The following is an 11,925-nucleotide window of genomic DNA, read 5'->3' as shown; positions in this document are numbered from 1 at the left end:
TAATTCTCTATATGAAAATATAATATAGTCCTGATTGCTCTCTTATCATTCTATAGATGCAAATGTCTGTCTGAACCAGGCAGCCGCAGCGTCAATTTCCGTTCCGGTCAAGCTGTGTCCCGCATTTTCCCAGTGCACCGTCAGCTTGGCGCCCGCTCCTTCCAGCAGGCTGCTCAGCTCCTCCGTCTCGGCCGGGGAACACATCCGGTCATTTCGCCCCGCTCCAATGAAGACTGGAACATTCTTCAAATCCGGCAGCACTACGCTGCGCAGCGGAACCATCGGGTGATGCAGCACAGCCCCGCTAAGGGCATCATTATAATGAAACAACAGGCTCGCCGCGATATTAGCCCCATTCGAATATCCTACAGCAACATAATTGCGCCGATCAAGCCCATACTTTACGGCCGATTCATCGAGAAAATCATACAGCTCGCGAGTCCGCAGCGCCAAATCCTCCACATCAAACACGCCTTCGGCCAACCGGCGGAAAAAACGGGGCATCCCGTTTTCAAGCACATTCCCGCGAATGCCGAGAACCGAAGAATCCGGCGACAGAGCCGCGGCAAGCGGCAGCAAATCGCTCTCCGTTCCTCCCGTGCCATGCAGGAGCACCAGCACCGGCGCCGACCTATTCTTGCCTTCGTGAAATAAATGCTTCATTCTTCTGCCTCCTCTTCATATTCTAAAGAGCGTACCTGAAAGCTGACCAAATGAGAAAGAATCGCGCTGCGATGCGGCTCATAACGATCCGGCAGCATCAGGTTCTCACCAAGCCGCACCAGCGGCTCGTCAATCGTAAACCCTGGAGGATCGGTAGCGATCTCGAACAGAATGCCGCCCGGTTCGCGGAAATACAGCGCTTTGAAGTACTCGCGGTTCACGATCGGCGTTGGTCGGAGACCGCACTGCTCGATCATCCGCCGCCACTCTTCCTGCTCCTCGTCATCCTTCGCCCGCCAGGCGATATGGTGAACGGTTCCGGCACCACCGCCGCATCTCGGAATGTCTTCCACATTCAAGTCGATCCAATTGCCCAGCTCGCCCGTCGCCTGATACCGAATCAGCCCTTCTTCCTCGCCGATTCGCTGCATATCGAGAATCAGTTCCAGCACCTTTGCGGTGCTCTCGCTATCGCTGCTGAACAGCAATGCGCCGCCGAATCCCTTAATCGCATATTGCAGCGGCACTCCGCTGAAAGACCATGTACTCGCTGGTCCTTCCGCGCGCTCCACCAGGTCGATTAGCAAACCGGAATTATCGGTGAAACGCACATAATCCTCGCCGAAGCGCGAAATGTCCATGAAGGGAATTCCGAACTTTTTCAGACGTTTGCGCCAGAACAGCAGACTCCCGGGCGGGACGGCATATACCGTTACCCCAACCTGTCCCCCCCCGATCATCCCGTTCTCCGCGCCTTCTTGCGGAAAAAAGGTCATGATCGTTCCTGGATCGCCCGTCTCATTCCCGAAATATAAATGATAGACCTCTGGTGCATCGTAATTAACCGTCTTCTTGACCAATCTCAAACCGAGGACGCCTGCGTAGAAATCCACGTTCCCCTGAACATCTCCCACAAACGCCGTAATATGATGTATTCCTGCCGTGGTTGGCATGGCTCGTCCTCCCGAAAAAACTTCTTCTCGTTATTATACGTAACCTGAGTCAACAATTCATCTGCTATCGCAAAATATAGGCCGAAAAAAATACAAACAGCGCCAGATTTTATCTGACGCTGTAGCTGACGTTGTGGCGGACATTGTTAGCTCTAAAATACCGTTCTTACTGTATGATCACTCAACTTGACCACTGCGGCGTTTTCCCGAATGCCCTGTGTTCTCGAAGTCATCCGCAATATCGTGTTCGGCAGGATGGTCGGCTAGCTCTGTAAGCTTCCATTCCGTCGAACCCATAATCAGATCCGCTGGGAACTCCTGCCCACGGTACAAATATTCCGAACGTCCCCACTCATCCGTATAAAGCCCTTCCACTTCCACCCTCTCACGCGAGATGGGGAGCATATCCTTCTTTTCCTTGCCCATAATCGATTCGACGCCTCCATTCAACAATAAATCGCAATTGCTCTTATCGTTAAGATGCGTCAGAATCGGGCTGCTTATCCGGGGATATTTTGATCAGCATAAGTCGATGGTTTTTTAGTCAAGGCCAGAATGCCAGCGATAATAAAAAGAACCCCTGGAACAAATCCGACGAAAAAAGATGAAATAAAAATAACAATTGCGGACAAAATAAATAATATGCCTGCTAATGTGGATTTAGCATTTTTCTTTAAATTAAATAATGCTATCAGCACTAAGATAAATGAAATAATTGAACTCCATAATAACATTCCCGCAGCATTCTGCAATGAATCTATGATAGAAGCCGCATTTGTGTCACTTTGAATAGTGTTCAAATTATCATTAAGCCTGGTTTTAAATTCATCGTTCTTTGTTAAAACCAATGAAACACCACCAAAAAAACCAATAAAGACAACAATGATACTACCGATGATACCCAATGTTTTCTCCGCAGTTCTTTTAATCATACAACTTCACCATCCCATAATACGTTTTTATTCTCCTAGAATAATATCCTTAAGCTGCAAATCAGATGATCGTACTTCATAAACTTTGTAAGAATGCTCTATTAATATTTTTAAAAGTAGCGATATGTCCTCGTCATCAGACACCTGAATGACAATAGAGTTAGATTCCTGACTAATAATTTGAATATTTAATGCGAATTGGTTCAAAAAATCAGAGGTTACAACTGGAGATGAACGTATAATTAATTTTCTTACTCCTTGCCTTTTATATATCAATGCTTCAATAGTACCTATATCCGTTAATTCTCCTGATTTCAGAATTGCCACCCGGTCACAGCTCTTTTCAACTTCCTCCATGTTATGAGAAGACAACAGAATGGTTTTCCCTTCGCCTCTTAACTTTAGCAATAAATTTTTAACATGCAGCACGGAATGTACGTCCAATCCGGAAGTAGGCTCATCTAAAATCAAAAGCTGCGGTTCTCCGACAAGAGCCTGAGCCAAGCAAAGCTTTTTTTTCATACCGAAGGATAGCGCCTTTATCCGTGTATTGGAAAGCTTTGCTTCCAGACCAACCTGCTCGAGTAGTTCCCTTATATTTTGTAAAGATAATTTTGCTCCTTTAATTTCCGACATATAACTTAGAAAGAAACGGACTGTCATGTCTTGATATAAATTATCAACATCAGGCATAACACCAATTACTTTTTGTGTTTCTTTATTCATGGTGCCGTTATTATCATAGATAACAAATGACCCTTGAGTAGGTTTTTTAATTCCAGTCAGTATATTTATCAAAGTAGATTTTCCGGCTCCATTATGGCCGATTAGCCCAACAATCTCTCCCCTATAAATAGTTAGGCTAATATCCTTTAAAATATCCTTTTTTCCAATGGACTTATTTAAATTACTTATTTCTATTGCAGGAATCATTCGGCTAATAATCCTTTCGTTGTAGAATAAAGTAACTTAAACAAAACAATATTAATGCAGCGATAAAGGGAACCAGCAGCAGTCCTAACGTCAGTTCGTTCGCGTAATACGGAATCACGGCATGAACGATACTCCAATACCAAGTATCAGACATGGATGATATTAGACCTAACACAGGAAACACTATTCCCATCAATATACTAACAAGCAAGCTCTGATTTCCCCGATCGAACAATATAGAAAAACAAACAACCACTGAGAGAGAGAGTAAAATACAAGAAATGGAGCTCATGAATTCTTGGAAATAAATCTTTCCTGAGGACAGGTAAACAAGAAAATATGAAACCGTTAAAGTCAATAGCCAAAATAGAAAAGCCGCTAGAATTTTCCCCAAAAAAATTTTCAGCAAACTAGTTTTTGTAATAAGGAGCCTAATTGTCCTTAACTCAATTTCCTTATTGAAAATGTCATAAAATACAGCTGCTACCAAAATGGGGCCTAAAAAAAACACAAAAAATTTAATGCTAGAGGTTATATCTACCTCTGCCCCATGATTTTGAATGGTAGTAAAATTCCTCGAAAAAAAATATGAAGACAATGCTGTGCTGAGGTATATGAAAAGTGAGATAGTTATGGCTTTAAAACTGCTTGTATATATAAATAATTCTCTTTTCAGGATTGCCCTCAACCAATCACCCCTTATCTTTTACCCTTAGTCAAAATATAACATTTATCGTTTTTATTGTAAATATAATGAGATTTCATTGCTTAATTATCATATTATGGTTGCTTTTTACATAAACAGGAAATAGAATATTAATAGGGAATTTAATAGGTATGTGACTATAAAATGTCAAAGGAGGATTTTTATGATCAGTCACTTGTCTAATGCGAAGAAAAATATTGTATTTTTGGCTTCAGCCCTTGCATTGATTGCTTTCGTGGCATTCTCATTGACTAATAAAGATACCCAAGTAAATGTCGTTACTATTCTAAATCAACTGGGAATAGTTGATCCTCCAGCTTGGCTGGTTTGGGCACTTGTTGCCGCAGGCGCAACTTCCGTTATCGTTGCGCTTCTAGTATCAGGAGGATGGATTGCCTCTATCCCAGCATGGGCTGAAGCTGCATTGCTAGCTGCAGACTCATATGCACTTTAAGTAACACCTTTGACCTCTGCCAAGGTCAGGTACGTATATTTTAAAGTTTAACTAAATTTTTTGGGCGTCACATACCTATTAAATCCCAAGAATTGATGGTGATGATTATGACGTTGGTTAAGAAAAGTACACTTTTATGGATTGTAATATTGGTTTTTTTACTTTTTTCGCTTCTAGGCTTTATAACAGCCGATGTAATCGTTATTCAGGCTGATAAATCTAAATTACAACCCGTCTTTGGTGAAATCTATTTTCAAAATTTGAAGGTAGCTTTAATTATTCTCTTTGGAGGTATTATAACTGCCGGCATTATCCCCTTAGTTATCCTTATTCAAAACTCCATCATGTTTGGAGTCGGTATAAAAAATGCTTCCTACAGCTTTGAAAATTTACAATACATTCTTGCACACGGTGTTCTTGAAATGCCCATGTTCGTATTATTTACCTTTATTAGTTTAAGGCTTACATATGAAATCTACACATCCAGAAAAAACGATATTTCCATAAGGAAGTTAACGATTCTTTCAATAATTGCATTTATAGGCCTGACACTCGCAGCATTGATTGAAACATTTATTACTCCTCAACTTTGACTAAAGGGGACTGAAAATGATATTCAAGAAAAAATTGGAAATTGTTTGCAGTATATGCGGGAGAACGATTAAACCGACGGAATATGCTTACTTTTTACTTCGTTTACCTTCCAGCATTAACATGCCAATTGGAAGATTAGATGCAATGCTCAGCGCCCGGTCTAAGAAGAACATATGCGAAAAATGTTTTGAAGGAAGGTAAGAACATGAGTACTTTTTATAAATTGATTTTCAATCATAAAGAAACTTATTTAAACTTAAAAGTTGGAAAAAGATACCAGCCATTATTGATCATATTAGTATCCAGTTTAATTAATGGCATTGTTACATATTTCACCATTCAATCACAAATCACTCTGGCAACACAGCAACTAAGTGAAAAAATCGACCATACTTTAAACGGCTTGGAAATAATGATGTCAGTAATCTCCATTATTATCGGATCTTTATTTCCCTTATTAACTATTGCAGCAAATGCTCTATTATTTTTTTTATTTGCTAAATTCCTAATAAATTACTCCAACTATAAATATATATTTAAATTTTTTACTTATATATTCCCTATAACTTTAGCAGGAAACGTGCTTAATTATTTCTTGAAAAATATTATTCCTATCTCTGGGGTGCGGTGGACTTCATTAAATGCAGTTTTTCAAACGAAAGGTCCGTTAGGTTTATTCCTGAATTCCCTGGATCTGTTTCAAATATGGACAATTGTTCTAATCTATTACTTCTTGGTTGTATCAATTAAAATGCCTAAATCAAGTGCATTTTCCGCCATAAGCGTATATTGTGCACTAATTGTTTTGCCCATATTTATTTTATAATGTAACTGGCATTATTCAAAGAATAGCTCTTCTACCGATACTTTAAGAACTTTGGCGATGTTCATGGCCAATTTCAAGCTAGGATCATATTTGTTATTTTCTACCGCATTAATGGTTTGCCGTGTTACATTTACTTTCTCCGCCAATTCCAACTGGGACATGTCAAGTTCTTTTCTTTTTAGATATATGTTATTTTTCATCGCACCCGACTCTCCATTATTGCACTTTTTGTTTCATAATCATCATCGAAACGAAAAAGAGAATCAAACCTGCTAGTAAAATTATAAATTGAATCCCTAGTTGATTGTTAAATATCAGATCTGTAATTGTCCACAATAACAAACTGACTGTATAAAAAATACCAAGCCATTTTGTAGCTCGCGTAGCGAGTGACATTTGCATTTCATCCGCTTTTCTTTTCATCTTCAACACCTCTTTTAATATTATTTGTTAATAATTGTAACATAAAAAACAGAAAGTGTAAAACATGTTTTACATTTTGGGTTATTTCATTAATTTTATACTTATTTTCCTTTTATGTTCTATGGATTTATTTATTAAAAAAAGGGCCGGTCCAATCCATTGCTTGGACAGCCCTTTCTCTATTTAGTTCAAATATTATCGCAGCGCTTTAGCCGCAATGTCCGAGCGCTGATGCTTGCCCTCGAAAGTGATGCGCTCTGCAGCAGCATAGGCCTTTTCACGGGCTTCCGCAATATCCTGCCCCAGCCCTACTACACCAAGCACACGTCCGCCGTTTGTAACCCACTCTCCGGCTTCATTCTTTGCCGTCCCGGCATGGAATACAAGCGCGTCCCCGGCTGCATCCAGCCCGGAAATCGGCAGTCCCTTTGGATAGGACGCAGGATAGCCTCCTGAAGCGAGCACGACGCATACCGCCGCTTCATGGCTCCATTCGATTTCAACCTTGTCCAGCGTGCCGTTTACAGCAGCCAGGAAAATTTCCAGCAGGTCGCTCTTCAGCCGCGGCAGCACGACCTGAGTCTCAGGATCTCCGAACCGTGCGTTGAACTCGATCGTCTTCGGCTTGCCATCCGGCGAGATCATCAACCCGGCGAACAGTACACCGCGGAATGGGCGGCCTTCCGCCACCATCGCTTTGGCTGTAGGTTTAATGATCGTCTCGACCGCTTCCTCGATGATGGAATCCGCGATATGCGGCAGCGGTGAGTAAGTACCCATGCCGCCCGTGTTTGGTCCCTTGTCGTTATCATAGACCTGCTTATGATCCTGCGCTGCCGACATCGGACGTACAACTTCTCCATCTACAAAAGCAAGGATCGACATTTCCTGCCCTTCGAGGAACTCCTCGATCACCACCTGGCGGCCCGCATCGCCGAATACTTTGCCAATCATAATATCCTTCAAAGCCGCGTCCGCTTCCTCGCGGGTGAAGGCTACCGTTACCCCTTTGCCCGCAGCAAGCCCGTCTGCCTTGATGACGATCGGCAGCTTCTGCTGGTCGAGGTACGCCTTGGCCTCCTCATAATCGTCGAACTTCTCGTAAGCGGCTGTCGGAATGTTGTATTTTTTCAGCAAATCCTTCATGAAGGTCTTGCTACCTTCGATATGGGCTGCATTTTTGCGCGGCCCGAACACCGGAATGCTCTTCGCTTCGAACGCATCCACGATACCATCCGCCAGCGGATCATCCGGTCCGACCACGACCAGGCCTACCTCTTTCTCCTGAGCGAACGCTGTTAGCTTATCAAATTCGTTCACCGCAATCGGAACGATCTCCGCTACTTGACCGATCCCCGCATTGCCCGGCGCGCAATAAATTTTGCCAGCCTTCGGGCTCTTGGCCAGCGCCCAGCAAATTGCATGCTCCCGGCCGCCGCCGCCAATTACTAAAATGTCCATACCGCTGCTCCTCCTCATATCCAAACAGCAAACGGCAGGCCGCCTCCGCGGTCCACCGTCCCTGTCCATTCTGCAAAGTTATATAAAGTTTACTTCGTGATCAAAAGCCGACTTTTAAAACTACCTCTTACAATGAAGGTTTTAAAAGTCGGGTTTTCAGCACCGAGAAGCTTGAATGAAGCCAGGGGCTGAGGAGCGGAGCTCCACGTTTTCGAAGAAAACGACTACGAAAGCATACGCTTGGAGAAACCTACGTGAGTATCTCAAATGTTTCCGAAGGAAACATACTTCGAAAGCATTAGCTTAGCCCCGGCTGAATTCAAGATTCGACGCCGAATCCACTTCATTGAAATACTTCGTGATCAAAAGCCGACTTTTAAACTACCTCTCTAGTGCTTGAAGTGGCGGATGCCGGTGAAGACCATGGCAACCCCATACTTGTTCGCCATTTGGATCGATTCCTCGTCCTTGACCGAGCCGCCCGGCTGGATGATCGCCGTCACACCAGCTTTAGCCGCGGCTTCTACCGTATCGCCCATCGGGAAGAACGCGTCGGAAGACAGCACGCTGCCCTTCACTTTGTCGCCGGCCTGCTCGATGGCGATTTTCGCCGAGCCGACGCGGTTCATTTGACCAGCGCCTACGCCGATCGTCATATCGTCCTTCGCCAGCACGATCGCATTAGATTTAACATGCTTAACTACTTTCCAGGCGAACAGGAGCTGCTTCAATTCTTCTTCTGAAGGAGCGCGGTCGGTAACGACCTTCAAATCGGACTCCTGCAAGGAATGAACATCGCTGTCCTGAACGATCATGCCGCCGTCGATCGAAGTGACCACAAGCTGGCTTTTGCGATTGGCTCCAAGCTCCAGGCCGTTTACCTTCAACAGGCGAATGTTTTTCTTCTGTGTCAGTACGGCAAGGGCTTCATCCGTAAAGCCGGGAGCGAGGATGATTTCCAGAAAAATCTCCTTTAGCAGCAGTGCCGTTGCTTCGTCAATGATGCGGTTCGCAGCGACGATGCCGCCGAAGATCGATACCGGGTCAGCTTCATGCGCTTTGCGGAATGCCTCGTAAATGCTCTCCCCAATGCCAACCCCGCAAGGATTCATATGCTTAACAACCACGACCGCAGGCTCTTCGAATTCCTTCACGATTTGCAGAGCCGCATTCGCGTCATTGATGTTATTATAGGATAGCTCTTTGCCATGCAGCTGCTCGGCCGAAGTGAGCGTATCCGCCGCAGCCAGCGGCTTGCGGTAAAACGCTGCCTTCTGATGCGGATTCTCGCCATAACGCAGATCCTGAATTTTCTCGTAAGTAACCGTTAAGCGTTCAGGAAGCGGATCCCCGTTCACATTCGACAAATAATCGGAAATCAAGGCATCGTAAGCCGCCGTATGACGGAAAACTTTGGCCGCAAGCCGTTTGCGCGTATCCAGGGTTGTATCACCCTCGGCCGCAATCTCATCCAATACCTTGCTGTAATCGCCGGAATCCACGACGACGGAGACGAAAGCATGGTTTTTGGCAGCGGAACGCAGCATGGTCGGCCCGCCGATATCGATATTCTCAATCGCATCCTCGTAAGTGACGTCCGGCTTCGCAATTGTCTCCTGGAACGGATACAGATTGACGACGACCAGATCGATGTAATCCAGGCCAAGCTCCTTCATTTGCGCTTGGTGCTCAGCGCTGTCCCGTACCGCTAGCAGCCCGCTGTGCACAGCAGGATGCAGCGTCTTCACGCGGCCGTCAAGCACTTCCGGGAAACCCGTTACATCGGAGATGCCGATGACAGGAATTCCTTCCTTCGACAGCAGGTTTTTCGTACCCCCCGTTGAAATGATTTCTACTCCTAATTGCGACAGCCCGCGGCAAAAATCCACGATACCCGTTTTATCTGAAACGCTGACCAGCGCTCTTTTGATACTCACGATTGGCTTCCTCCTCTATATTATGGCAAGAATAACGCCCCGGCTTCAGGCCGGACTGGCTATAATGGCAATAATGGCAATAATGCTTCTCTATTCGATCGTGCGGATTGATGACCCGATATTTCTCGGGAAATATCGAAATCCATATGTTCATCTCTGTAAGACAACCGACAATCGACATACACGCTAAGTAAATCGTCCGCAATTTGCGGCAGTACCCTCAGTACGACAACGTAATTTCGCTAAACATGCTCGGAATCCGCAGCTAAGCTCGTTTTTCCATGCAGCGAATCCTGTACCTGGCATCATCGGATGGTCTTTGCTTCAACCAACCGTGATGCGCCGTCCATCGATCCGTACTTTGCCCGCGGCAAACCAGCTTACCACCTGCGGATACAAGTCCCTTTCAGCAGCGTGAATCTTCTCCTCTAGGGATTCAACAGTATCCTCCGGTGCGATTTCTACAGCCTGCTGGGCAATGACCGGCCCCGTGTCCATGCCGCCATCAACCAAATGCACCGTCACGCCGGTGATTTTGACGCCGTACTCCCAAGCCTGCCCGATCGCGTCCTTCCCCGGAAAAGACGGCAGCAAGGACGGATGGATATTAATCATGCGCCCTTGATAAGCGTCAACCAGAACCGGAGTCAGCAGCAGCATATATCCAGCTAGCACAATCAGGTCAACGCCTCTGCGCTCCAGCTCCTGCGCGATTTCCGCCTCATAATCCTCGCGGCGGGCATAGGCTTTCTTCTCGAACAGGAAACATTCCACGCCGGCGCGGCGCGCCCTTTCGACAACGGGAGCCTCCGGCTTGTTGCACACAAGCAGCACGATTTCCGCACCGAGCTTGCCCTCGCGGGAGAAGTCCAGCAGCGTCTGGAAATTGCTGCCCTGCCCGGAAGCGAAGACCGCGATCCGGTAAGGCCCTTGGCTCCCTACAGTGTGGCCCGTCATTATACGTCCGCTCCCGTAAATTTCACTTCCCGGCTGCCTTCCGTAATCCGGCCGATCACATAAGGCGTTTCTCCGGCAGTACGCAGCGCCTCAACCGCCTTCTCGGCATCTGCGTTAGCTACGACGATCACCAGTCCGATTCCCATGTTAAAGGTCGTGAACATATCACGGTTGCTGACATCGCCCTTCTGCTGAAGCAGCTCGAAGATTGGCAGGATCGGCCATGAGCCGTGATCGATCTCAGCGTTGACGTTGTCAGGCAGCACGCGAGGAATATTCTCGATGAATCCGCCGCCCGTAATATGCGCCATTCCTTTCACCCGTACCTGCTCCAGCAAAGCCAGAACCGGCTTCACATACAGCTTGGTCGGCGTAAGCAGCACATCGCCTAGCCGTGCTCCGTCAAGCTCAGGCAGCGTATCATGCAGACTGTAGCCGCATTGCTCCAATAGAAGCTTGCGAACGAGCGAGAAGCCGTTGCTGTGCACACCGCTCGAAGCCAGGCCGATGACCGTATCACCTGCCGAAATCGTGCTTCCGTTGATCATCTTGCTCTTATCGACTACGCCTACCGTAAACCCGGCGATGTCATACTCGCCTTCGGCGTACATGCCCGGCATTTCCGCCGTTTCTCCGCCGATCAGGGCACATCCGGACTGGCTGCAGCCATCCGCGATGCCTGACACGATCGCTTCGATTTTAGCAGGAATGACTTTATCGCAAGCCAGATAGTCCAGGAAGAAGAGCGGCTCCGCGCCTTGAACGACCACGTCATTAACGCACATCGCCACCGCATCGATCCCGATCGTATCGTGCTTATCCATTGCGAAGGCAATTTTCAGCTTCGTTCCCACGCCATCGGTGCCCGATACCAGGACAGGCTCCTCATATTTATCTTTGTTCAAACCGAACAAAGCTCCAAAGCCGCCCAAATCCGTTAACACTTCAGGGCGGAACGTCCGCTTGACGTGACTCTTCATCCGTTCTACCGCTTCATTGCCCGCTGCGATATCCACACCGGCATTTTTATAGGCTTCAGACACGAAGGACACTCTCCTTAAACAATCATTTTATTTAATCCTATTA

14 protein-coding genes are annotated in these 11,925 nt (G+C 46.1%); 3 read left to right on the top strand and 11 right to left on the bottom strand.

From position 1 onward, the window contains the following. Positions 1–45: 45 nt before the first annotated feature. The 5 genes from QNH46_RS04605 to QNH46_RS04585 all read right to left on the bottom strand — a co-directional run bounded on the left by QNH46_RS04605 (position 46) and on the right by QNH46_RS04585 (position 3,481). On the bottom strand, positions 46–663 hold the full coding sequence (locus QNH46_RS04605) for an alpha/beta hydrolase (protein ID WP_283927117.1): 618 nt from the start codon (positions 661–663) through the stop codon (positions 46–48). Then, entirely contained in the window at positions 660–1,616 is a 957-nt protein-coding gene (locus tag QNH46_RS04600; RefSeq protein WP_283927116.1) for a ring-cleaving dioxygenase, read from the bottom strand. The genes QNH46_RS04605 and QNH46_RS04600 overlap by 4 nt, the downstream gene beginning before the upstream one ends. A gap of 177 nt (positions 1,617–1,793) precedes the next feature. Further along, positions 1,794–2,066, bottom strand: coding sequence for a hypothetical protein (locus QNH46_RS04595; protein WP_283927115.1), 273 nt, complete (start codon positions 2,064–2,066; stop codon positions 1,794–1,796). Between the two features lie 50 nt (positions 2,067–2,116). Continuing rightward, the gene (locus tag QNH46_RS04590; RefSeq protein WP_283927114.1) at positions 2,117–2,548 is read right to left on the bottom strand and encodes a DUF4064 domain-containing protein; all 432 of its coding nucleotides are present in this window, start codon (positions 2,546–2,548) and stop codon (positions 2,117–2,119) included. A 27-nt stretch (positions 2,549–2,575) separates the two neighbouring features. Further along, the gene (locus QNH46_RS04585) at positions 2,576–3,481 is read right to left on the bottom strand and encodes an ABC transporter ATP-binding protein (RefSeq protein ID WP_283927113.1); all 906 of its coding nucleotides are present in this window, start codon (positions 3,479–3,481) and stop codon (positions 2,576–2,578) included. An 869-nt stretch (positions 3,482–4,350) separates the two neighbouring features. Between QNH46_RS04585 and QNH46_RS04580 the strand changes: the two genes are divergently transcribed. The 3 genes from QNH46_RS04580 (at position 4,351) to QNH46_RS04570 (ending at position 6,061) form a co-directional block, all read left to right on the top strand. After that, positions 4,351–4,641 (top strand): hypothetical protein, encoded by a 291-nt coding sequence (locus tag QNH46_RS04580; RefSeq protein WP_283927112.1) that lies wholly within the window; start codon positions 4,351–4,353, stop codon positions 4,639–4,641. Between the two features lie 113 nt (positions 4,642–4,754). Then, complete coding sequence (locus tag QNH46_RS04575; RefSeq protein WP_283927111.1) at positions 4,755–5,234, top strand: stage II sporulation protein M; 480 nt, start codon at positions 4,755–4,757, stop codon at positions 5,232–5,234. Between the two features lie 206 nt (positions 5,235–5,440). Next, complete coding sequence (locus QNH46_RS04570; protein WP_283927110.1) at positions 5,441–6,061, top strand: YIP1 family protein; 621 nt, start codon at positions 5,441–5,443, stop codon at positions 6,059–6,061. Positions 6,062–6,072: 11 nt separating this feature from the next. Here QNH46_RS04570 and QNH46_RS04565 read toward each other — a convergent pair whose 3' ends face one another. The 6 genes from QNH46_RS04565 to purM form a co-directional block, all read right to left on the bottom strand. Continuing rightward, positions 6,073–6,261, bottom strand: a complete 189-nt coding sequence (locus QNH46_RS04565; protein WP_213594184.1) for a helix-turn-helix transcriptional regulator — start codon at positions 6,259–6,261, stop codon at positions 6,073–6,075. Positions 6,262–6,277: 16 nt separating this feature from the next. Next, positions 6,278–6,484 carry a hypothetical protein gene (locus tag QNH46_RS04560; protein WP_283927109.1) on the bottom strand — a complete coding sequence of 69 codons (207 nt, stop codon included), beginning with the start codon at positions 6,482–6,484 and terminating at the stop codon, positions 6,278–6,280. Positions 6,485–6,679: 195 nt separating this feature from the next. Further along, positions 6,680–7,945: a phosphoribosylamine--glycine ligase gene (purD, locus tag QNH46_RS04555; protein ID WP_283927108.1), complete on the bottom strand. Its 1,266-nt coding sequence runs from the start codon at positions 7,943–7,945 to the stop codon at positions 6,680–6,682. Positions 7,946–8,334: 389 nt separating this feature from the next. Next, on the bottom strand, positions 8,335–9,882 hold the full coding sequence (gene purH, locus QNH46_RS04550; RefSeq protein WP_283927107.1) for a bifunctional phosphoribosylaminoimidazolecarboxamide formyltransferase/IMP cyclohydrolase: 1,548 nt from the start codon (positions 9,880–9,882) through the stop codon (positions 8,335–8,337). 324 nt (positions 9,883–10,206) lie between these two features. Further along, a complete protein-coding gene (gene purN, locus QNH46_RS04545; protein ID WP_283927106.1) occupies positions 10,207–10,839 on the bottom strand; it encodes a phosphoribosylglycinamide formyltransferase in 633 nt (210 codons plus the stop codon). Then, positions 10,839–11,882 carry a phosphoribosylformylglycinamidine cyclo-ligase gene (purM, locus tag QNH46_RS04540; protein ID WP_283927105.1) on the bottom strand — a complete coding sequence of 348 codons (1,044 nt, stop codon included), beginning with the start codon at positions 11,880–11,882 and terminating at the stop codon, positions 10,839–10,841. Before purM ends, purN begins: the two co-directional genes overlap by 1 nt. Between the last annotated feature and the right edge of the window lie 43 nt (positions 11,883–11,925).

Origin of the sequence: Paenibacillus woosongensis, assembly GCF_030122845.1 — a bacterium.
GTDB lineage: Bacteria > Bacillota > Bacilli > Paenibacillales > Paenibacillaceae > Fontibacillus > Fontibacillus woosongensis_A.
This window is presented reverse-complemented; position numbering and strand designations above follow the sequence as displayed.